We start from the raw sequence: 22,654 nt of genomic DNA, 5'->3' as shown, positions 1-22,654 counted from the left end.
AACACGCCCTAGGTCGACGGGCGCGCGTACTCCGAGCCGGTGGCGGTGCGCTCGAGCAGCCCGTAGTCGACGAGATAGCGCCGCAGCACGGCGACGTCGTCGGTGAAGGACGCGAGCCGCTCGTTGATCTCGCGCTCCGCCACGACCTCGCCCTGGCGCAGCGCTCGCTCGGCGATGAGGGCGAGCAGCTCGCCGCGGACCGTCTTGTTCGCCGGATACTGGGCGATGCGGCCGTCCGCGTCGAGGAAGCGCTCGGGGCCCGTCGCGCGCGGGGGCGCGGGCGCCGCGCGCAGGGCGGCGCGGAACACCTCGCCGTCCGCGATCCAGCGCCCGTCCGCCTCGGTGACGAGGCCGGCGCCCACGAGCGTGTCGGCCACGTGGCGGCGGCGCGACGGGCTCAGCCCCTCGAACGCGGCGTCGGCGTCGCCCGCGACGATCCGGGCGTACGCCACCCGGGCGGCGTCGTTCGCCAGCGCCGCGACGATCGCCCGCCAGGTCTCCACGCGCGCTCCGTGCGTGCGGGTCAGGCGCCCTGCGCGGCCTGACCGGACGAGCGGCGGCGACGACGGCGGCGCGCCGCGGCGGGCTTGCCGTCGTGGTGCTCCTTGCCCGCGCCGTCGTGCGTGCCCGCGCCCTCGGGCTTCTCGCCCTCGGCGGTCGCGGCCGCGCCGCCCTCGCCCGATCCGGCATCGTCCGTGCGGCGGCGCCGCCGGCGCGACGATCCCTCGCCCTCGCCCGCGCGCTGCGCGGACGGCTGGCGCCGGGGACGCTCGGCCTTCGGGGCGGAGGCGATTCGCCCCTTCGTGCCCTCGGGGATGTTCAGATCCGTGAACAGGTGGGGGCTCGACGAGTAGGTCTCGGTGGGCTCGGGCTGGCCGAACTCGAGGGCGCGGTTGATGAGCGCCCACTTGTGCAGGTCGTCCCAGTCCACGAACGTCACGGCGATGCCCGTCTTGCCGGCGCGGCCGGTGCGGCCCGCACGGTGCAGGTACGTCTTGTCGTCGTCGGGGATCGTGTGGTTGATCACGTGCGTGATGTCGTCCACGTCGATGCCGCGTGCGGCGACGTCGGTTGCCACGAGCACGTCGACCTTGCCCGCCTTGAACGCGGCCATCGAGCGCTCGCGCTGCTCCTGGCCCATGTCGCCGTGCACGCCGCCCACGTTGAAGCCGCGGTCGTTCAGCTCGTCGACCAGGCGCTGGGCCGCGCGCTTCGTGCGCGTGAAGATCACGACCTTGCCGACGCCCTCGGCCTGCAGGATGCGGCCGATGATCTCGTCCTTGTCGAGCGAGTGGGCGCGGTAGACGATGTGCTTGATGTTCGCCTGGGTGAGGCCCTCGTCCGGATCCGTGGCGCGGATGTGGATGGGGTTCGACATGAAGCGGCGCGCGAGCGTGAGGATCGGGCCGGGCATGGTCGCGCTGAACAGCTGCGTGTGCCGCTTGGCGGGCAGGCGCGTGAAGATCTTCTCGATGTCGGGCAGGAAGCCGAGGTCGAGCATCTTGTCGGCCTCGTCGAGCACGACCTCGGTTGCGTTCGACAGGTCGAGGAGGCGCTGGTTGGCGAGGTCGATGAGGCGGCCGGGCGTGCCGACCACGATCTGCGCGCCCGCCTTGAGCTGGTCGATCTGCCCCTCGTACGCCTTGCCGCCGTAGATGGCGACGACGCTCGTCGAGCGGTTGGAGGTGAGCAGGTCCATGTCCTCGTACACCTGCACCGCGAGCTCGCGGGTGGGCACGACGACGAGCGCCTTCACGCCGGGCTCGGGGTCGAGGCCCAGGCGCTGCACCACGGGGATGCCGAAGCCGAAGGTCTTGCCGGTTCCCGTCTTGGCCTGGCCGATGACGTCCTGTCCGGGCATCGACAGCGGGATCGTCTGCTCCTGGATCGGGAAGGCGTCGGCGATGCCCTTGGCGGTGAGTGCGTCGATGATGTCCTGATCGACACCGAGGTCGGCGAATGCGGTCACTGTGAATCAAGCCTGTCCGGCGGCGCGCGCCGCCCGTACGAAGGGTCCACGCCCTTCTCGATTCCCAGGCGCGGCGCCCCGCGTCCGTCGGCGGGGCCGTGAACCAGCCTAGGGGATCGGTGCGGGGAAGCCCCTGAGCGGCGCGTGGCGCGCGCATCCGCGTGGCGCGGGCGCCGCCGCGTAGGATCGCCTCCGTGGTGAACTGGTTCTGGCGGCGCCGGCCGCCCGCGCGCATCCTCAAGCTGCGCTCGCGCGGCGACCTCGGCGACGCGCGCCGCGTGGACTTCGCCGAGCTGGCACCGGACGTCGCCACGTTCCTCGGCCAGGCCGCGTACCTGCAGCTGGGCTACTTCGAGACCCTCACGCGCCTCATCCGCGCCACGCCGGAGCTGGCCGAGAAGGAGGCGCTCTCGCTCGCCGCCGGCCGCGCGCTGCGCAAGCACCGCCAGATCGTGCGGCTCATCGCCGACCGCGTGGGCGATCCGACCGAGGTGATGCTGCCGTTCCGCGAGCAGCTCGACGCGTTCCGCGGCGCGACGATCGGCGCGCGTCCGCGCGAGACCATGCTGTCGGTGTACATCACGGCGGGCATGCTCGACGACTTCTACCTGGCGCTGGCCTCGAGCTACGGATCGACGGGGCGGCGGGTGTCGGAGATCCTCGGCGAGGCGAGCGACCGCGATCAGCTCGAGCAGCTGCTGCGCGCCACGATCGAGGGCGACGACGAGATGCGATCGCTGCTGTCGATGTGGGCGCGCCGCCTCGTGGGCGACACGCTGCTCGTGGCCCGCGCGGCGCTCGCGCCCGAGCGGTTGGGCCTCGACGACGAGAAGCGCGTCGAGCCGGTCTTCACGGCGCTCATGGCCGCCCACGCGCGCCGCATGGACGCGCTCGGCCTCGCCGCCTGATCCCGGCTTCCTCAGCGAGACAGCATCTGCGCGCCGAGACAGTGGCGTGTGCACGCTGTCTCGGCGCGGGAATGCTGTCTCGCGGGAACCAGGGGGCCGGATCAGGCGATGCGGAGGCGGCGGCGCTCGGCGTCGTCGCGGCGGGTGCGGGCGATGCCGAGGGTGACCGCGACGGCGGCGGAGACGACGATCGCGGCGGCGAGGGTCGCGACCCACTGCCACGGATTCGCCTCGCCCCAGCCGATCCACGTCAGCGCGGCGTAGACGGCGGCGGCGACGAGGGCCGCCACACCCGGGGTCAGCACGATGCCGCGCGTCTCGCGGTGGGGGAGCGCGTAGTGCAGGCCGATGCCCAGCGCGATGGCCCCGATCAGCGCCAGCAGGATGTACATGTCAGGAGACGAAGCCGACGGGGCGCTTGCCCTCGGACCCGATCTCGACGTACGCGAGGTTCGCGACGGGGACGAGGTAGGTCGTGCCCTTCGCGTCGACGAGCTCGATGTGCATGGTGCCCTCCTTGAGGGCCGCGGCGATGGTCTTCTTGACGGTCTCGGCCGACTCGGCGGACTCGAAGCTGAGCTCGCGGCCGGTGTTGGTGATGCCGATGCGGATCTCCACGGATGACTGCCTTTCGTCGCGCGCGCCACGGCCGGTGCCGGGCTGGTGTCAGCCTATGCGATCGGCCGTGGGCGGGGCGGCGCGCACGCTGACGGCGAACAGGGGCGGCGGCCCCGCGATGCGGCCGCGCGATGTCGGCGGTGCTGGCTACCGTGGAGTCGTGCCCCTCGAGACCCCCGACCTCGCGCAGCGCGCCGTCATCGACCTGCCCGCCGACGCGTCCGGCACCGTGATCGGCGCGCCGGGCACGGGCAAGACGACGGCGCTCGTCGAGCGCGTGTCGCGGCTGCTCGCGTCCGCCGCCCTCGGCCCGGAGGCCGTGGTGGTGCTCACGCCCACGCGGCCGTCGGCCACGCGGCTGCGCGACGAGCTCGGCGTGCGGGTCGCCGTGGCGACCCCCGGCCCGCTCGCGCGCTCGATCGGGTCGCTCGCCTTCCAGATCGTGCGGGCCGATACCGTGCGGCGCGGCGAGGACCCGCCCCAGCTGCTCACGGGGGCCGATCAGGACCGGATCATCGCCGAGCTCCTGGAGGGCGACGAGCTGGACGAGGCTGCGGGCCGCTCCCGCTGGCCCGCGCACCTCGGCCCCACCGTCCGCCGCTCGGCCGGCTTCCGCTCGGAGCTGCGCGCCTTCCTCTCGGAGCTCACCGAGCTGGGCGTCGCGCCGGCGGAGCTGGAGGCGCTCGGATCGGAGACGTGGACGGCGGTGGCGGGATTCGTGCGCGACTACCGCAACGTGCTCTCGGGCATGCGCGCCGCGCACCGCGACAGCGCCGAGCTGTACCGCGAGGCGGCCGAGGTGCTCGCGAGCGGCCAGCCGCTGGGCGAGCTGGATCGGCTGCGCGCGGTGCTCATCGACGACGCGCAGGAGCTGACGCGCGGCGGGATCGACCTGGTGGCGGCCCTGCGTGCCCGCGGCGTCGCGGTGCTCGCCTTCGGCGACCCCGACATCGGATCGGGCGCCTTCCGCGGAGTGACGCCCGAGCTGTTCGCGCGGCTGGCGGGCGTGCTCGGCCCCGTGCACGTGCTCGACGCGGACCATCGCGGACACGCGGCGATCGCGCGGCTGGCGCGCGCCGTGACGCAGCAGATCGGCGCGGGCGGACGAGTGGAGCACCGCCGCGCGCCCGGGCCGGAGGTCGAGGCGCCCGGCGTCGTCGAGGCGCGCATCGCGTCGTCGCCGTACGAGGAGGCCGACCGCATCGCGTGGGCGCTGCGGTCCTGGCATCTCGACGACGGGGTGCCGTGGGAGCGCATGGCGGTGATCGCGCACGACACGCGGCAGATCACGGCCCTGGAGACCGAGCTCGCCGCGCGCGAGGTGCCCACGCGGGCGGCGGGCGTGCAGCGCCCCCTCGGCAGCGAGCGCGCCGTTCGTCAGCTCGTGGAGCTCGTGCGGCTGGGGCTCGCGGAACCCGAGGAGCGCGAGGGCGAGGCGCTGCTCGAGGCCCTGCGCTCGCCGTTCGGCGGGCTCGACGGCGTGGGGGCGCGCCGGCTGCGCGCGCGGCTGCGACACCGCGAGCTCGAGGCCGGCGGCACGCGGCCCGCGCGCGAGCTGCTGCGCGAGGCGCTGAACGATTCCGTGCACCTGACGTTCATCGACACCGCCGAGGCGCGCTCCGCGCACCGCCTCGCCGAGACGCTGCGCCGGCTGCACGAGCTCGGTCGCGCCGGCGCGACGATCCACGAGCTGCTGTGGGAGGCGTGGGATCGCGCCCGCACGCCCGACGGGCGGCGGCTGTCGCGCGCGTGGCACGAGGTCGCGGTCTCCGCGCAGCCCCTCGCGGCCGAGACGGGGCGCGCGCTCGACGGCCTCGTGGCGCTGTTCGACGCGGCCAAGCGCTACAACGAGCGCTCACCCGGGGAGGGCCCGGAGCCGTTCATCCACGACATCCTCGACAGCGACGTGCCCGAGGACGCGCTCACCGCCCCCGAGCGCCCCGGCACCGTCACCCTGCTGACGCCGGCGATGGCGCTGGGAACGGAGTTCGACGCCGTCGTGATCGCGGGCGTGCAGGACGGCGTGTGGCCCAACGTGCGGCTGCGCGGCGGCCTGCTCGACTCCTGGCGGCTGGCCGACGCGGTCGCCGCCGCGCGATCCGGCACCGCCGCCCCCGAGCCGGCTGGCGTGCTCGACCGCCGCAGGGCGGCGCTGCACGACGAGCTGCGGCTGTTCGTGCGGGCCGTGTCGCGGGCGCGCTCGCGGCTGCTCGTGACGGCCGTGGACGACGACGACGCCACCCCGAGCCCGCTGCTCACCCTGCTGCCCGAGCCTCCGGAGGACGAGGCGGCCGAGCCGATCGAGCATCCGCTCACGCTGCGCGGGCTCGTCGCGCGGCACCGCCGCACGCTCACGTCGGCCGCCCCCGATGCCGCGAAGGAGCACGCCGCCGCGCAGCTCGCGGTGCTGGCCGGCGAGGGCGTGCCCGGCGCCGACCCGGCGCAGTGGTACGGCGTGCGCGGCCCCTCCACGACCGCCCCCCTCGTCGATCCGGACGCGCGGCCGGTGCGCGTCTCGCCGTCGCGCATGGAGACGTTCGAGGCGTGCGGGCTCGACTGGGCGATCCGCGCGCTCGGCGGCGACACCGCCGGCGCGCCGTCGGCGGGCATCGGCACGATCCTGCACGCGGCGCTCGAGGCGGCGCCCGACGGCGACCTCGGCACGATGCGCGGCGTGCTCGACGCGCGCTGGGGCGAGCTGGAGTTCGAGGCCGGCTGGATCGAGCGCAAGGAGCGCCGGCGCGCCGAGGAGTACGTCGAGCGCCTGCATCGCTACCTGCGGCACGTGCACCACGAGGGCGGCCGGCCCGTCGCGGCGGAGGCGCGCTTCCGCCTCGCCGTCACGCTCGACGACGAGCCGCGCGTCGTCGGCATCCCCGAGGGAGAGCAGGCGCCCGACCTCGGCCCGCACGCGCTGCTGAGCGGCATCATCGACCGCGTCGAGGCGTACCCCGCCGGCGGCGGCGAGCACGCCGACGCGCGCGGCCGCGGATGGGTCGCCACGCGCCCGGCGGACGGCGCGGCCGCGGAGGCCGTGGTGATCGCGGATCTGAAGACGGGCAAGTACGAGGACCGCACCTCCGACGCGAAGGTCGTCGAGGACGCGCAGCTGGCCTCCTATCAGCTCGCCGTCGAGGCGGGCCTCGTGCCCGGAGCCCCACCCGGCTCGCTCGCGGGGGCGCGGCTCGTGGTCGTCTCGCAGAAGACCGCGAAGTCGGCGTACCGCGTGGCGCACCAGCCCGCGCTCGGTCCCGAGGCGCGCGCCGCCTTCCTGCGCCGCGTCACCGAGGCCGCGCGCGGCATGTCGGCCGCCGGCTTCACCGCCAACCTCGACGTGCACTGCCGGGGCTCGCACCGGCCCACGCTGTGCCGCCCGCACACCGTCAAGGCGGTGAGCGCCTCGTGACCGCGCCCGCGATCGCCGCCGCGGCGCCGGCGTGGACCGGCCCGCTCGCGCTGTCGGCCGACGTGATCGCCGCCGCGCTGGGGCAGCCGACGCCCACCGCCGCGCAGCGCGAGGTCATCGAGGCGCCCGCGGGTCCGGCGCTCGTCGTCGCCGGTGCCGGCAGCGGCAAGACCGAGACGATGGCCGGGCGCGTGGTGTGGCTCGTCGCCAACGGCCACGTCGAGGCCTCGCAGATCCTCGGCCTCACCTTCACGCGCAAGGCGGCGGGCGAGCTGGCCGAGCGGATCGGCGCGCGCCTGCAGCGGATCGGCGAGTTCGACGAGCGCGGCCTGCTGCCGCACCTGCCCGAGATCGTCGCCTCCGGCGCGCTCGAGCGCATCGCCGCCGCGGCGCCCGAGGCGCAGCGCGCCGTGCGCCGGGCCGTGCTCGACGAACTCGCCGCCGCCTACGGCACCGGCTGGGATCCGTCGCGCGCCTCGGGCGTGGCCGGCCTGCTCGAGCGGCCGCGCGTGGCGACCTACAACGCCTTCGCCGACGCGATCGTGCGCGAGCACGCGGCGCGGATCGGCCGCGATCCCGAGGCCGCGCTGCTGTCGCAGTCGGCGTCGTGGCTGCTCAGCCGCGCCGTCGTGATGCGGGCCGACGAGGCGGGGCTCGATGAGATCGATCCGGCCCTGTCCACCATCGTCGAGGCCGTGCAGCGGCTGGCCGGCGACGCGCTCGACCACCGCGCCGACCTCGACGCGGTGGCGCGGCACGCGGCCGAGCTCGCCGAGCGCATGGAGCCGTTCGCGAACCGGCAGCGCGCCACCAAGGGCGACATCGAGAAGGCGTGCGACAACCTGCGCGCGCTGCCGCGGCTGCTCGAGCTCGTGCGCGAGTACGGCGCCGAGAAGGACCGGCGCGGCGTGCTCGACTTCGCCGACCAGGTCACGGGCGCGCTCGAGATCATCGAGGGGGCGCCGCAGGTGGGCCGCGAGCTGCGCGAGCAGTACCGCGTGGTGCTGCTGGACGAGTACCAGGACACCTCCGTCATCCAGACCCGGCTGCTGTCGACCGTCTTCCGCGACGCGCCCGTGATGGCCGTGGGCGACCCCAACCAGTCGATCTACGGGTGGCGCGGCGCGAGCGCCGACAACCTGCACGCGTTCGCCGCGGCGTTCGCGGCCGAGGTGCCGGCGGCGCGCTACGACCTCATGATCAGCTGGCGCAACGACAGCGCCGTGCTGCGCGCGGCCAACCGCCTGCTCGAACCGCTGCGGCGGCCGGGCCGGCTGCCCGTCGAGCCGCTGCGCGACCGGCCGGGTGTGGGGGAGGGTCGCGTGGAGCACCGCTTCACCGGCACCGTCGACGAGGAGGCCGACGCCGTCGCGGAGTGGTTCGCGCAGGTGCGCGCGGCCCATGCGGGCGAGAGGCCGCACACGGGCGCGATCCTGTTCCGCGCCAAGAAGCACATGCAGACGTTCGCCGACGCGCTGGACCGCCGCGGCATCCCGCACCGCATCCTCGGGCTCGGCGGCCTGCTCGCCACCCCCGAGGTCACCGACGTCGTCGCGGCCCTGCGCGTGGTGCACGACCCCACGCAGGGCTCGTCGCTCATCCGGCTGCTCGTCGGCCCCCGCTTCGGCGTGGGCGTGGCCGACATGGCGGCCCTGTACGACCTCGCCACCACGCTGTCGCGCCGCGACGGCGCGCTCGTGCCGCTGTCGGACGAGCTGCTCGAGCGCATCCGGGCGTCGTCGGGAGCCGATGAGCAGGTCTCGATCATCGACGCCCTCGAGTTCGTGCGCTCGGTGCCGGACGACTACCGCCTGCTGGAGGCGATCACGCCCGAGGGCAGGGCGCGCCTGCGCGAGGCTGCCGGCGTGTTCGAGCGGCTGCGCCGGGCCGCCGGGCAGCCGATCCCCGAGCTGATCCGCCTCATCGAGCTCGAGCTGCGGCTCGATGTCGAGCTCGCGTCGAACGAGTCGCGCGGCCCGGCCCGCGTGGCCGCCACGCAGCTGCGCGCCTTCGCCGACGAGGTGCGCGCCTTCCTCGACGCGGACGAGCGCGGCACGCTCGGCAGCCTGCTGGCCTGGCTGGCGCACGCGGAGGAGACGGACGAGCTCATGCCGCGGGCCGAGCCGCCGGAGCCGGGCGTCGTGCAGCTGCTCACGATCCACGGCTCGAAGGGCCTGGAGTGGGACGCCGTGGCGGTGGTGCGCATGGTCAAGGACGAGCTGCCCAAGAGCCCGCCCACGACCTTCGGCTGGCTCGGCTTCGGCCAGCTGCCCTACGCCTTCCGCGGCGATCGCGACGCGCTGCCGCACCTGGACTGGCACCCCGGGCCCGAGAGCACGGCCAAGGAGCTGGCCGCGGCCATCGCGGCGTTCAAGGCGGCCAGCCGCGAGCATCAGCTCGAGGAGGAGCGCCGCCTCGCCTACGTCGCGGTCACCCGCGCGCGCTCACGGCTGCTGCTGACGGGCTCGTCGTGGGCCGGGCAGTCCAAGCCGCGCGACCCCAGCACGTACCTGATCGAGGTGATCGACGAGCTCGGCCTGCCGCCCATCGAGCCGCCGGACGCCGACGAGAACCCCTACGAGGGCGAGGGCGGCACGCTGCAGTGGCCGCTCGACCCGCTCGGCGCCCGGCGCGCACCCGTCGAGGGGGCCGCGGCGCGCGTCCGCGCGGCCCAGGCGGGCGAGCCCGCCGAGCCGACGCCGCAGCTGCGCCGGCTGCTCGACGAGCGCCGCCGCCGCGAGAGCGCGCCGGCGCTGCGCCCGCCCACGCGCGTTCCCGCGTCGCGCTTCAAGGACTACGTGACCGACTTCGCCGGCACGGTCTCGCAGATCGCCCGGCCGATGCCGGAGCGTCCCTATCGCCAGACGCGGCTCGGCACGCTCTTCCACCAGTGGGTGGAGCAGCGCTCGGGCCTCGTTGGTCGTGGCCCGTCTCCCGACGACGCCCTGTGGGAGAGCGACGACGAGCTCTTCGGTGCCGAGGCGGCCGATCCCGGCCACGGCGCGGGCGAGGCGATGTCGGCGGCCGACGAGGCCGAGCTGGCCCGGCTGCGGGCGATCTTCGAGCGCAGCGAGTGGGCGCCGCTGCGCCCCCTCGAGGTGGAGACCGAGATCGACTTCGCCCTGCCGGGGCGCGACGGCGAGCCGCCGCACATCGTCATCTGCAAGCTCGACGCCGTCTACCGCCGCGGCGACCGCATCGAGATCGTCGACTGGAAGACGGGCGCCGCGCCGCGCACGGCCGCCGAGAAGCGCGACCGCCTGCTGCAGCTGGCCCTCTACCGGCTCGCGTACCACCGCAGGCACGGCGTGCCGCTGGAGCGGATCGACGTGGCGCTGTTCTACGTGTCGGACGAGCTCGTGCTGCGCGGCGACGACGTCTGGTCGGAGGAGGAGCTCGTCGAGCGGTGGAGGTCCGCGACGTCGATCGGCTCGGTGGCGCCCGGCTCGACCGGCTCCTGAGCCCGGGCATCCCGCGCATCCGCACTCGGGTCCGCCGCACCGCCGTCCGGATCGTCCCACGACAGATCGCCCGTGAGCGACAGCTCGGCGGGGTCGTACGCGTCGGTCTCCATGGCGGTGCCGCCCGCTCCCGCGGCGCGCTCGGCGCTCTCGGGCACGCGGCCCAGCACCGCGATGGCGTCGTCCATGCCGGTCTCGCCGTCGCGGCGCAGGCCCGCGAGCAGGTTGTTGTCGCGCACGCCGTCGGCGAGGGATTCCAGCAGCCCCGCGGCGTCGTCCACGACGTCGGAGCGGTGCGTCTCGAGGCCGTGCAGGAGCCAGCGGGCGAACTCGAGCTCGGCGTGCAGGCGGGCGCGCACCTCGAGCGCGTCGTCGGGCGCGCGGTGGGCCGCGGCTCCGTAGGCCGAGAACACGTGCGGCGCGGCATCGGGCGCCGACGCCACCCACTGCAGGTCGATGGCGGGGTCGTCGATCGACAGGCCGTGCCAGTCGAGCACGCCCGTCACGACGGGCGCGTCGCGCTCGTCGTCGCCGAACAGGAACGACGTCGCCTGCGTGCCGCCCAGGCCGACCGCCGACTCGAAGGCCCACAGCCGGTCGTCGTCGGCCGCCGTGCGCCAGCGCACCGTGAGGCGCACCGGCACGCGGCCGCTGGCCGCGGCGGCGTCGATCACGCGCGAGACGTCGGCGCGCGACTCCTCGGGCGAGCGCTCGGGAAGCCCCGCCGAGCGGACCACCGACGGCGGCAGGGCGTGGATCGCGGCGATCGTGCGGCCGATGGACGTCGCGGCGCCCTCGCCCGGCGGGATCTCGGCGGCCTCGATCTGGTAGCCGGGCAGCATCGTCATGGCGGTGGCGCGGCCCTGCCGCAGCACGGCCGATCCGAGGTACTCCGGCACCGACACCGGCAGCAGCTCGCGCACGCCGGGGGTGAGCGCCCGCAGCGCGACGGCCTCGGCGGCCAGCTCGCTCTCGGCCGATTCGTCGACGGGGGTGCGGATGACGACCTCTCTGCCGTCGGCCAGCGTGGCGACGGCGGCGTCGTATCGCCCCGCCCCTTCCGCCGTCAGCGGCCGGGTCGCGACGACCTCGGCGCCGGGCACGGCCACCGTGACCGCCGCCGCTAGAGTGAAGGGAGAGCGTGCCATGCGTTTCAGGGTATGCGGGCGGAGCGCCCGCCACCCGCGCCACGCCCGCGAGCACGCCACCGCGCACGGCGCCCCGGGCGTGTGGCGATAATGGATGGCCGTCGCACAGCAGGCGAGGAATCCACGCACGCCCGTGACGCGAGAGAGGTCCCGCATGCCCCGCCCCGCCCCCTCCGGAGCCATCGAGCGCAGCGCCGCGGAACGCGATCGCCCGGGGCTCCTCGAGGAGCTGCGCGGCGACGCCGACGCGCGCGTGCTCGTCGTGCGCGGGGACGCGGCGCCGCGCGCCGAGGGCGACGCGCCCGCGCTGGGCTGGGCGGCGCCCGACGAGGTCGCCGCCGGCGCCGAGTGGGCCTTCCTCGGCCGGGACGAGCGCGGCGCGCCCGTGCTGCTGGCCGCGTGGCACGGCGAGGGGGAACCCGTGGCGGCGCCGGCCGGGTGGGCCCCGCTGCGCGAGGTCGGGGCGGAGCTGCCGGCCGCGGAGTCCGAGGCCTTCGTCGTGGGGGTGAGCCTCGGGCGGTTCCTCGGCGAGGGCTTCTGCCCCGCCTGCGGCTCGCCCGCGCCGGTGACGCTGGCCGGGTGGGCGCGGCGCTGCACGGGCTGCGGCCGCGGGCTGTTCCCGCGCACCGACCCCGCCGTGATCGTGGCGGTCGAGAGCGAGGACGGGCAGCGGCTGCTGCTGGGCGCCAATGCGGCGTGGGGCGGGCGCATGCACTCGTGCTTCGCGGGCTTCGTGGAGGCGGGCGAATCGCTCGAATCGGCGATCCGCCGCGAGATCGCGGAGGAGGCCGGTGTGCGCCTGCGCGACGTGCGCTACGCGGGATCCCAGGGCTGGCCGTACCCGCGCTCGCTCATGCTCGGCTTCCACGCCCGCGCGGTCGCGGACGGCGAGGCCCGCGCCGACGGCAGCGAGATCGTGAACGTGCGCTGGTTCACGCGAGACGAGATCCGCGAGGGGCTCGCGGGCCGCGGCGTGGGGCTCCCCGGCCGCGTCTCGATCGCGCACCGCCTGATCCGAGAGTGGGTCGAGCGCGCCGGGGGCGCGGCGTGAGCGCCCTCGACGCGCTCGACGAGCGCCAGCGCGAGGCCGCCGAGATGCTCCGGGGGCCGGTGGCCGTGCTCGCCGGCGCCGGCGCCGGCAAGACCCGCGTCATCACGCATCGCATCGCGTACGGCGTGGAGACGGGGGAGTACTCGCCCCCGCGCGTGATGGCCCTCACCTTCACGACGAAGGCCGCGGGCGAGCTGCGCGGCCGCCTGCGCGCGCTCGGCGTCGACGGCGTCGCGGCGCGCACGTTCCACTCGGCCGCGCTGGCGCAGCTGAACTTCTTCTGGCCCACCGTGGCCGGCGACGTGGCGCCGAAGATCATCGACAACAAGGTGCGGCTGCTCGCCCACGCGGCCGACGGCGTGGGGCTGAAGCCCGACACCGCCACCCTGCGCGACGTGGCCTCGCAGATCGAGTGGCGCAAGATCACGATGCGCTCGATCGATCAGTACGCGCGGCTGGAGCGCCGGGTCGGATCGATCGGTCCCGACGCGCTCGTCGCGCTGATGCGCTCGTACGAGGCGCTGAAGGACGAGCGCCGCCAGCTCGACTTCGAGGACGTGCTGCTGGCGTGCGCCGGCATGCTCGAGGCGGAGCCCCGCGTGGCCGCAGCGGTGCGCGAGCAGTACCGGCACTTCACGGTCGACGAGTACCAGGACGTCTCGCCGCTGCAGAACCGGCTGCTCGAGCTGTGGCTGGGCGAGCGCCGCGACCTGTGCGTCGTGGGCGACGCGAGCCAGACGATCTACTCCTTCGCCGGTGCCGATGCCCGCTTCCTCCTCGACTTCGAGCGGCGCCACCCGGGGGCCACCGTCGTGCGACTGGAGCGGAACTACCGCTCGGACCGCTCGGTCATCGACGCGGCCAACGCGCTCATGCGCGGCCGGCCGGGGGCCCTCACGCTCGTGCCCGCGCGCGACGAGTCGCTCTCGCCCACGCCGACGGTGACGGCCTACGCGGACGAGACGGCGGAGGCGGCGGGCGTCGCGGCCGCCATCGAGCGGCAGCTGCAGCGGGCGCGGCCCGACGAGATCGCCGTGCTGTACCGCTCGCACGCCCAGTCCGGCGTGCTGCAGCAGGCGCTCGCGGCCCGCGGCATCGCCACGACGGTGCTCGGCGGCACCCGGTTCTTCGACCTGCCCGAGGTGCGTCAGGCGGTGCTCGCGCTGCGCGGCGCCGCGGTCGCCCCGCAGCAGCACGACGACTTCGTCGACACCGTGCGCGATGTGCTGCGCAGCCTGGGGCACTCCGACGAGCCGCCGGCGGCCGGCGGCGCCCTCCGCAACGCCTGGGAGGCCCGCCAGGCGGTCGTGCGCCTGGCCGAGGAGGCACGCCCCGGCACGACGCTGCGCACCTTCGCCGACGGGCTGCTCGCGCGGGCCAAGGACCACCACGAGCCGTCGCTGCGCACCGTCACGCTCGCGACGATCCACGCCGCCAAGGGCCTGGAGTGGCCGCACGTGCACCTCGCGGGTCTCTCGGAGGGGCTGCTGCCGATCTCGTACGCGACCGGGATCGAGCAGATCGACGAGGAGCGGCGCCTGGCGTACGTCGGCATCACGCGGGCCGCGCGAACGCTGTCGCTGTCGTGGTCGCGGGGTTCGGGACGGGTGGCGCGCCAGCCGTCGCGCTTCCTGACCGAGATCGCGGGGCCTCGCTGGGCAGAAGGCGGCACAGGCATCCTGCGTGCGGTCGATGCGAGCGCCACAGCCGCCGCAGCCCCGCGTCGATCCTGACGGAGCGGGACCGGCCGTCCTCGGCCGCATCCGACACGGGCTCGTCGAGCAGACGTGCGGCGAGCGCGGCCGCCTCGATCGCCAGCGGCAGCGCGACGTCGGGCGGGCGGCGGGCGACGAGCTGGGTGACGAGCGTCGGCCACGCGGGGTCGCGGTCGCGCTCGTGCGCGGCGAGGCAGCCGAGGCAGGCGGTGCGGCCCGGCACGACGAGGGGGCCGACGTCGGCCCTGCCGCCCGCGAAGACGAGCGGCAGGTGCGGCGCGTCGGCGCGCTGCAGCGGCGCCCACTGGTGCGGCGCGGCCGCGTGCGCGGCCAGCAGGACGACCGGGATCGGCTCGATCCGGCCGTCCCGCACCGCGACGGGCGGCTCGCCCGGAGCCACCCACGACGGCTCCCAGCCGCTGCCCTCGAGGCCGTCGAGCACGTCGCCCACGGCGCGCTCCGGGAAGCGGTCGGCCGCGATCACGGCCACGCGCCGCGGGTCGCCCGAGCGGCGCAGCACGGGCGAGAGGCGGTCGAGCAGGGCGTCGAGCGCCTCCCGCGGCACGCGCAGGGCCGCGGCCAGGCGCTCGAGGTGGGCGCGCTCGGTGCCGCGCTCGAGCTCGGCCACGATGCGCTCCTGCCACGGGGCCGGGTCGCGCAGCACCACGGTGCCCTCGCGGCCGAGCTGCAGCGTCGACGCGTCGCGCCAGAGGGGCACGTGAGCCGGATCGAGTCGCAGCGGGGTCATGCCGCGATTCTGTCGCCGTCACGGGGCCCGCGGGGCGTTATCCACAGAGCGGATCGCGGACGGCCCCGATCCGTGCGCCTGGGAGCGAGCCGCGCGCCGCGCGCGTCCGCGCCGGCCCGCGGTTCGCACCTCAGACCGCGCGCGGCGCCTCGGGCCCCTCGCCGTCGGGCCCCTGGCCGCGGTCGCCACCGTCACCCGAGCCGTCGTCACCCGAGCCCCCGTCACCCGAGCCGCCGTCGCCCGAGCCCTCGTTACGCGAGCCGTCGTCACCCGAGCCCCGGTCGCCCGAGCCCTCTGCCCGCGGCTCCGCCGATCCCGGTTCGCCGCGCTCGGCGTCGGCCAGCAGCTGCGCGAGCGCGGCGTCCATCTCGTCGGGCTCCGGCTCGTCGCCGCGCGCCTTCGCCTCGAGCCGCGCGATGAGCCCCGACGGGTCGTCGATGTCCTCCGCCTGCGGCATGAGGTCGGGGTAGTCCCACAGCGCGTCGCGCGCCGAGACGCCGACCGCCTCGGTGACGGCGCGCCACATGGCGGCGGCCTCGCGCAGGCGGCGCGGGCGCAGCTGCAGGCCGACGAGCGCGGCGAGCGCGTCCTCGGCCGGACCGCCGGCCGCGCGGCGCCGGCGGATCGTCTCCGCGATCCGCTCCAGATCGGGCATGCGGCTCGTCGCGTCGGCCGTGACGACGTCCACCCAGCCCTCGATGAGGGCGAGCAGGTTCTCGAGCCGCGTGAGCGCGAGCCGCTGCGCCTCGGACTGCTGGGGCAGCAGCGCGCCGCTCTGCAGCGCGTCGCGCAGCTCGCCGGGGTCCTGCGGGTCGAAGCGCGAGGCGAGCTCCTCGAGCCGCTCCACGTCGATGTCCACGCCGCGGGCGTACTCGGTCACCTGCGCGATCACCTGCAGGCGCAGCCACTTGGCGTGGCGGAACAGGCGGGCGTGCGCGAGCTCGCGCGCCGCGACGTAGATCGCGAGCTGGTCGTCGGGGATCTCGAGCCCGCGGCCCAGGTCGGCGAAGTTCTGCGGCAGGATCACGGCGCTGCCGGCCGGCATGACGGGCACGCCCACGTCGCCGCCCGAGATCACCTCGAGCGAGAGGCGGCCGATGACCTGGCCGAACTGCGCGGCGAAGAGCTGGCCGCCGATGCCGCGGATGAGCCGTCCCGCACCCTCGAGCAGGGGCCGCAGCTCCTCGGGCGACTGCGTGCGCAGCGCCTCGATGAGTGCGTCGGCGATGCTCGTGGCCACGGGCTCGGCGAGCTCCTGCCACACGGGCAGCGTGAGCTCCACCCAGTCGCCGCGGGTGATGGCGTGCGGGGTCTCCGTGAGCTCCGAGATCGCCGTCGCCTCGCCGAGCCACAGGTTCGCGAGCGCGAAGGCCTGGTCCAGGTCGGTGCGCTGCCCGTCGGTCACGCCCCTGCCGTCCTGGTTCGCGATGTGCAGCGCGCTGCGCCTCGTCGCGTCCCACGAGATGCCGTCGCCCGCCGAGGCGAACGCGCGCTGCATCTGCTGCATCATCTGCTGCAGCATGGCGGGGTCGAACGGCATGCCGCCCGCGCCGTCGCCCATCGCCTCCGAGAGCCGCCGCAGCTGCTCGGGATCGAGGGAGCCGCCGGGAAGGCCGCCGGGCATTCCCTCGAACATCCGCCGCAGGAACTCGGGCAGGTCGTCATCCGGTCGGGGATCGTCCTGGGACACGTCAGCCGCCTCTCGTGTGCGCCGTATCAGCCGGCCAGAAGGTATGCGTTCTACGCTAGTCGCGCCGTCGTCGCCCGGCACGTCGGGCGGATCATCCGCCTTACGCCCGGCGCGAACGGCCACGAACCACAGGGAGATGGCACGCGCGTGAGCCTGTTCGACGAGCCGGGGGAGCAGCCCCGACCCACCCCGCTGTCGGCACTCAGGCGGATGCCGCGACGCACCGCGATCGGAGCCGTGTCGCTCGCGATCGCGCTCGTCGTGCTCTTCGCGCTGACCCTGATGCCGTCGGCGTACGTGATCCAGCAGCCGGGGCCGGTCTACAACACGATCGGCACGGCGCAGAATGCCGAGGGCGAGGACGTGCCGCTCATCGAGGTGGACGGCGCCGAGACCTACGAGACCGGCGGCAGCCTCGACCTCACCACCGTGCAGGTCGTCGGCAACCGCGAGTGGACGCCCCGCTGGATCCAGCTCGCCGCGGCCTGGCTCGACCCGTCGAAGGCCGTCGTGCCGCTCGACTCGGTCTTCCCGCGGGGCACGACGAGCGAGCAGCGCACCGAGCAGAACGCCATGCTCATGGTCGACTCCCAGGCCGACGCCACGGCGGCCGCGCTGCGCCAGCTCGGCTACGACATCGGCTCCCGCATCCAGGTCGTCTCGCTCACCGACGAATCGCCCGCGCGCGGCGCGCTGCGCGAGGGCGACGTGATCACGACCGCCGACGGCGAGGACGTGACCGACGTCACCCGGCTGCGCGAGCTGATCCAGGCGAGCGAGGGCGAGCCGATCGAGATCGGCTACCTGCGCGACGGCGAGCCGGGCGCGGCCGAGATCACGCCGACCCGGGCGGTCATCGACGGCGCGGAGGCATGGGCGATCGGCGTGAGTCTGACGACCGACTACGACGACTTCCCCGTCGACGTGCACATCCAGCTCGACAACGTGGGCGGCCCGAGCGCCGGCACGATGTTCGCGCTGGGGATCATCGACGTGCTGACGCCGGGGGAGGCCACGGGCGGCGAGGACATCGCGGGCACCGGGACGATCGACGGCGCGGGCGAGGTCGGGCCGATCGGCGGCATCCGCCAGAAGCTGCACGGTGCGCGCGCCGCGGGCGCCGAGTGGTTCCTCGCCCCGCGCGACAACTGCGACCAGGTCGTGGGGCACGAGCCGGACGGGCTGACCGTCGTGTCGATCGCGACGCTCGACGAGGCCGTCGACGCGGTCGAGGCGATCGCGGACGGCGACGCGGACGGGCTTCCGTCCTGCACCGCCGGCTGATCCGCCCTGGGGGAATCCCCCGTATCCGCGTCGGGGTGCCCGGCTCGTGCCCCCGGCCGTTTCGGCCCGCCTAGGATGGCAGGGTGACCTCGACCTCAGCGCCGACGCCGGCCACAGCTCCCAGTCCCTTCCGACGCGTGGTGACGATCTCGCTCGTCGTGATCGCCGCGCTCGTCGGAGCGTTCTTCGTCTTCGCGACGCTCTACGCCGACTTCCTCTGGTACGAGCAGCTGGGATTCGACTCCGTGCTGCTGACGCAGTGGACGGGGCGGGCGCTGATGTTCGTGATCGGCTTCGTCGGCATGGCCGCGCCGATCTGGGCGTCGATCTTCCTCGCCTACCGGATGCGGCCCGTGTACGCGCGCCTCAGCTCGCAGCTGGACCGCTACCAGGAGGTCGTCGAGCCGCTGCGTCGCCTCGCGATGTGGGGCATCCCCGTGTTCTTCGGCTTCTTCGCCGGCTTCGCCGCCTCGGCGCAGTGGGAGTCGGCGGCGCTGTGGCTCAACGGCGTGTCGACGGGCGAGGTCGACCCCGAGTTCGGCATCGACACGGGCTTCTACATGTTCGCCATGCCGTTCTACACCGGCGTGGTGGCGTTCGCCTCCGCCGCCGTGCTGCTCAGCTTCGTGATGACGGCGATCGTGTCGTACCTGTACGGCTCCGTCCGCATCGGCCAGGGCGAGCTGCGCATCTCGAAGCCGGCGCGCATCCAGATCGCGGTCACGGCCGCGGTCTACATCCTGCTCCAGGCCGTGAGCCTGTTCCTCGACCGCTTCAACACCCTCGTGGCGCCGAACGACCGCATCACCGGTCCCGGCTACACGGGCGTGAACGCGCAGATCCCCGGTCTGACGATCCTCTCCATCGCCGCGATCGTCGTGGCCGCCCTGTTCATCGTCACCGCGATCATCGGCCGCTGGCGCCTGCCGCTGGCGGGCACGGCGCTGCTGCTCGTCACGGCGCTCGTCGTGGGCATCGGCTACCCGTGGGTCGTCAACACCATCCAGGTGCAGCCGAACCAGCTGTCGATGGAGCGCGAGTACTACCAGCGCAACGTCGACATGACGCGCGAGGCCTACGGAATCGACGACATCAGCACCACGGAGTACCGGGCCGAGACGACGACCGAGGCCGGTCAGCTGCGCGACGACGCCGAGACGACCGCCTCGCTGCGTCTGATGGATCCGGGCGTCGTGAGCCCCACGGTCCGCCAGCTCGAGCAGCGGTTCCCGTACTACTCCTTCCAGCCCAACCTCGACGTGGACCGCTACGAGATCGACGGCGAGTCCCAGGACACCGTCGTGGCCGTCCGCGAGCTGAACCAGGGTCAGCTCGAGAGCCAGACGTGGGAGAACATCGCCACGGTCTACACCCACGGCTACGGGCTCGTGGCCATGAAGGGCAACGAGCGCACGGCCGACGGCGGTCCCGTCTTCCTCGAGAACGGCATCCCCTCGACCGGCGTGTTCACCGAGATGGACTACGAGCCGCGCATCTACTTCGGCGAGAGCTCGCCCGAGTACTCGATCGTGGGGGCGCCGGAGGGCGCCGAGCCGCGCGAGCTCGACTACGCGCGCGGGGACGAGTCGAACCAGACCCGCACGACGTTCGAGGGCGAGGGCGGGCCGAGCGTCGGCAACCTGCTGAACAAGATCGTGTACGCGCTGAAGTTCCAGTCGGAGGAGATCTTCCTCTCGCAGTACGTGAACGAGGAGTCGCAGATCCTCTACGACCGCGATCCGGCCACCCGCGTGCAGAAGGCGGCGCCGTACCTCACGATCGACAGCGACCCGTACCCGAGCGTCGTCGACGGCCGCGTCGTGTGGATCGTCGACGCGTACACGACGAGCGCCTCGTACCCGTACTCGTCGACCGTGAGCCTGTCGGACGCCATCAGCGACTCGAACGTGCCCCAGCCGCAGCTGCTGATCGACGAGATCAACTACATCCGCAACTCGGTCAAGGCGACCGTCGACGCGTACGACGGGTCCGTCACCCTCTACGCGTGGGAGGAGGAGGACCCGGTCCTCCAGGCGTGGCAGAACGTGTACCCCGCCACGGTGGAGCCGCTCGACGCGATGAGCAGCGAGCTCATGAGCCACGTGCGCTACCCGACCGACCTGTTCAAGGTGCAGCGCGCCATGCTCGGCACCTACCACGTGGAGGACGCGGCCAGCTTCTACAACCGCGACAACATCTGGGCCACGCCCGCCGATCCTCAGGACGACGCGGTCAAGCAGCCGCCGTACTACCTGACGATGCGGATGCCGGATCAGGACGAGCCGTCGTACTCGCTGTTCACGTCGTTCATCCCGCCGGGGACGGGCGAGAACAGCCGCAACGTGCTGCTCGGCTATCTCTCCGTGGATGCGGACGCCGGCACCGAGCCGGGCGCGAAGCGCGAGGGCTACGGCGAGCTGCGGCTCCTCGAGGTCTCGAGCGACACGACCGTGGCCGGACCCGGCCAGATGCAGAACAACTTCAACGCCGACCCGGCCAGCGCCGACGAGCGCAACCAGCTGCAGATCGGCGACTCGGAGCTCGTGCTCGGGAACCTGCTGACCCTCCCGGTCGGCGGCGGCTTCCTGTACGTGGAGCCGGTGTACGTGCAGTCGAAGACCGGCACGTCGTTCCCGCGCCTGCAGAAGGTGTTCGTGGCGTTCGGCGACGAGATCGCCTTCGAGAACACCCTGGCCGAAGCGCTGGACGCGATATTCGGGGGAGACTCCGGATCCGAGACGGGCGACGAGGACATCGATCCCGTCGATCCGACCGAGGGCGCGACGGATCCCGATCAGGGCGGCACGGCCGACCCGACCGAGGCGGAGGCCCGCGAGGCCGCCCTCGCGGACGCCGCGGAGGCACTGGAGGCGAAGAACGCCGCGCTGGAGGAGGGCGACATGGTCGCGTATGCCGAGGCCGACGAGCGCCTCATGGACGCCCTGCAGCGCCTGTTCGACCTCGAGGCGGCCCCGGAGGGCACCGAGGAATAACCCTCGTCCGACCCTCCGCGAAACAGCATCTGCGCGCCGAGACAGTGGCTTCTGACCACCGTCTCGGCGCGCAGTTGCTGTCTCACCCGGTGGGGGATCGGGCCCGATTGGCGCACTCCGAAAACCCGTGCTAGGCTTGTCTCTTGTGCCGCGGGGTGGAGCAGTTCGGTAGCTCGCCGGGCTCATAACCCGGAGGCCGCAGGTTCAAATCCTGCCCCCGCAACAAAGAAGGCCCGGATCCGCTTGGATCCGGGCCTTCTGCTTTGCCTGGCGGCGGCCCGCGCGGGGCCGCCGTGGGCCTTCGCGTGCGAGGATGGGCGCATGTCCAGCCCGGCCGAGCAGAGCGCGCCGCACCGCAACGAGACGCCCGCGGAGCGCGATGACCGCAACTGGATCGAGGCGCTGCAGGAGCTGCGCGTGCTGCAGACCGGCACGCAGATCCTCACGGGCTTCCTGCTCGCTCTGGCGTTCCAGCCGGCGTTCGCCGAGCTGAACCCCGGGCAGCGCGTGTTCTACCTCGTGCTCATCGTGCTGGCGGGCCTGAGCGCCGTCATCGCCCTCGCGCCGGTGGCGCTGCACCGCATCGCCTTCCGCGGCGGCATGAAGCGCACCGTGGTCTCCTACGGGCACGCGGCGCTGCTGACGGCCCTGCTCATCGTCTCGGCGCTGCTCGTGGGCGTCGTGGGATTCGTGTTCGAGGTGGTCCTCGGCGACACCGCCGCCTGGATCGCCGGATCGGTGCTGGCCGCGTTCGTCGTGGTGCTGTGGTTCGTCGCGCCGCTGCTGCTGCGGGCGCGCCGGACGGGAGGGGAGTCATGAGCGGATCGGTGGGCGTGGCGGCGGGCCAGTTCGCGCCCGGCGCCGACAAGGCGGCCAACCTCGCCGAGATCGAGCGGCTCGCGCGCGAGGCGCGGGAGCGCGGTGCGCGCGTGGCGCTGTTCCCCGAGTACTCGAGCTACTTCGTGAACCCGATGGATCCGACCCTCGCGCGCCACGCCGAGCCGGTCGACGGGCCCTTCACGGCGCGGCTGGCGGCGCTGGCGGGCGAGCTCGGCATGACGCTCGTGGCGGGGCTCATCGAGCAGGCCGGCGACGGCCGGGTGCGCAACACCGCCGTGGCCGTGGACGGCTCCGGCGTCGTGGCGCTGTACCGCAAGCAGCACCTGTACGACGCGTTCGGGCAGCGCGAGTCGGAGTGGGTGGAGCCCGGCGCGCCGCACGAGCCGCAGACGTTCGCGATCGACGGCCTGACCTTCGGGCTCATGACCTGCTACGACCTGCGCTTCCCGGAGATCTCGCGCACGATCGTCGACGCGGGCGCCGATGTGCTGCTCGTGCCGGCGGAGTGGGTGCGCGGCCCGCTCAAGGAGCACCACTGGACGACGCTGCTCGCGGCGCGCGCGATCGAGAACACGATCTTCGTGGTCGCGGCCGACCATCCGGCCCCGATCGGCGTCGGCCGCTCGGCCGTGCTCGATCCGCAGGGCGTGACGCTCGCCGGCCTCGGGCCCGAGCCCGGGCTGGCGATGGCGTGGCTGGACCCCGAGGCGATCGTCCGCACCCGCCGGGTCAACCCGGCCCTCGAGCTGCGCCGCTACCGCGTCGAGCCGCGCTGACCCCCCGGCGGGCACGCTTGCGGTGGTCGCTTCATCTTCGTTCGCTG

The 22,654-nt window shown here is 74.3% G+C and carries 14 protein-coding genes, 1 tRNA gene and 1 pseudogene; 10 read left to right on the top strand and 6 right to left on the bottom strand.

What is annotated here, in order from left to right:
- Window positions 1-8: 8 nt before the first annotated feature.
- The gene (locus ACWDR7_RS02535; protein WP_449853367.1) at window positions 9-503 is read right to left on the bottom strand and encodes a DUF2087 domain-containing protein; all 495 of its coding nucleotides are present in this window, start codon (window positions 501-503) and stop codon (window positions 9-11) included.
- A 20-nt stretch (window positions 504-523) separates the two neighbouring features.
- Window positions 524-1,969, bottom strand: coding sequence for a DEAD/DEAH box helicase (locus ACWDR7_RS02530; protein WP_449853366.1), 1,446 nt, complete (start codon window positions 1,967-1,969; stop codon window positions 524-526).
- Window positions 1,970-2,163: 194 nt separating this feature from the next.
- On the opposite strand from ACWDR7_RS02530, the gene ACWDR7_RS02525 reads away from it, so the two are divergent.
- On the top strand, window positions 2,164-2,877 hold the full coding sequence (locus tag ACWDR7_RS02525; protein ID WP_449853365.1) for a ferritin-like fold-containing protein: 714 nt from the start codon (window positions 2,164-2,166) through the stop codon (window positions 2,875-2,877).
- A gap of 101 nt (window positions 2,878-2,978) precedes the next feature.
- Here ACWDR7_RS02525 and ACWDR7_RS02520 read toward each other — a convergent pair whose 3' ends face one another.
- Both ACWDR7_RS02520 and ACWDR7_RS02515 read right to left on the bottom strand, forming a co-directional pair.
- Window positions 2,979-3,269, bottom strand: a complete 291-nt coding sequence (locus ACWDR7_RS02520; protein ID WP_449853364.1) for a hypothetical protein — start codon at window positions 3,267-3,269, stop codon at window positions 2,979-2,981.
- 1 nt (window position 3,270) lies between these two features.
- Window positions 3,271-3,495, bottom strand: coding sequence for a DUF3107 domain-containing protein (locus tag ACWDR7_RS02515; RefSeq protein WP_449853363.1), 225 nt, complete (start codon window positions 3,493-3,495; stop codon window positions 3,271-3,273).
- Window positions 3,496-3,655: 160 nt separating this feature from the next.
- Between ACWDR7_RS02515 and ACWDR7_RS02510 the strand changes: the two genes are divergently transcribed.
- Both ACWDR7_RS02510 and ACWDR7_RS02505 read left to right on the top strand, forming a co-directional pair.
- Window positions 3,656-6,901 carry a PD-(D/E)XK nuclease family protein gene (locus ACWDR7_RS02510; protein WP_449853362.1) on the top strand — a complete coding sequence of 1,082 codons (3,246 nt, stop codon included), beginning with the start codon at window positions 3,656-3,658 and terminating at the stop codon, window positions 6,899-6,901.
- Window positions 6,898-10,362, top strand: coding sequence for a UvrD-helicase domain-containing protein (locus ACWDR7_RS02505; protein WP_449853361.1), 3,465 nt, complete (start codon window positions 6,898-6,900; stop codon window positions 10,360-10,362). The genes ACWDR7_RS02510 and ACWDR7_RS02505 overlap by 4 nt, the downstream gene beginning before the upstream one ends.
- 386 nt (window positions 10,363-10,748) lie before the next feature.
- Here the strand turns inward: ACWDR7_RS02505 and ACWDR7_RS02500 are convergent.
- Window positions 10,749-11,510 (bottom strand): annotated as a pseudogene (locus tag ACWDR7_RS02500) (phosphotransferase); the annotation flags it as partial.
- Window positions 11,511-11,664: 154 nt separating this feature from the next.
- Between ACWDR7_RS02500 and nudC the strand changes: the two are divergent.
- Entirely contained in the window at window positions 11,665-12,561 is an 897-nt protein-coding gene (nudC, locus tag ACWDR7_RS02495) for an NAD(+) diphosphatase (RefSeq protein ID WP_449853360.1), read from the top strand.
- 44 nt (window positions 12,562-12,605) lie between these two features.
- Entirely contained in the window at window positions 12,606-14,294 is a 1,689-nt protein-coding gene (locus tag ACWDR7_RS02490; RefSeq protein ID WP_449853452.1) for an ATP-dependent helicase, read from the top strand.
- 860 nt (window positions 14,295-15,154) lie between these two features.
- On the opposite strand, the gene ACWDR7_RS02485 is transcribed toward ACWDR7_RS02490, so the two are convergent.
- Window positions 15,155-16,714 carry a zinc-dependent metalloprotease gene (locus ACWDR7_RS02485; RefSeq protein WP_449853359.1) on the bottom strand — a complete coding sequence of 520 codons (1,560 nt, stop codon included), beginning with the start codon at window positions 16,712-16,714 and terminating at the stop codon, window positions 15,155-15,157.
- 147 nt (window positions 16,715-16,861) lie between these two features.
- Between ACWDR7_RS02485 and ACWDR7_RS02480 the strand changes: the two genes are divergently transcribed.
- The 5 genes from ACWDR7_RS02480 (at window position 16,862) to ACWDR7_RS02460 (ending at window position 22,607) form a co-directional block, all read left to right on the top strand.
- Window positions 16,862-17,998: a YlbL family protein gene (locus ACWDR7_RS02480; protein WP_449853358.1), complete on the top strand. Its 1,137-nt coding sequence runs from the start codon at window positions 16,862-16,864 to the stop codon at window positions 17,996-17,998.
- Between the two features lie 83 nt (window positions 17,999-18,081).
- Window positions 18,082-20,991, top strand: coding sequence for a UPF0182 family membrane protein (locus tag ACWDR7_RS02475; RefSeq protein ID WP_449853357.1), 2,910 nt, complete (start codon window positions 18,082-18,084; stop codon window positions 20,989-20,991).
- A 149-nt stretch (window positions 20,992-21,140) separates the two neighbouring features.
- Window positions 21,141-21,214: transfer RNA gene (locus ACWDR7_RS02470), tRNA-Met, on the top strand.
- A 98-nt stretch (window positions 21,215-21,312) separates the two neighbouring features.
- The gene (locus ACWDR7_RS02465; RefSeq protein WP_449853356.1) at window positions 21,313-21,810 is read left to right on the top strand and encodes a DUF6328 family protein; all 498 of its coding nucleotides are present in this window, start codon (window positions 21,313-21,315) and stop codon (window positions 21,808-21,810) included.
- A complete protein-coding gene (locus ACWDR7_RS02460; protein WP_449853355.1) occupies window positions 21,807-22,607 on the top strand; it encodes a carbon-nitrogen hydrolase family protein in 801 nt (266 codons plus the stop codon). Before ACWDR7_RS02465 ends, ACWDR7_RS02460 begins: the two co-directional genes overlap by 4 nt.
- Window positions 22,608-22,654: the final 47 nt, after the last annotated feature.

Source organism: Microbacterium sp. NPDC003461, assembly GCF_053588335.1.
The sequence above is the reverse complement of the archived record's forward strand: the minus strand, read 5'-3'. Positions and strand labels throughout refer to the sequence as shown.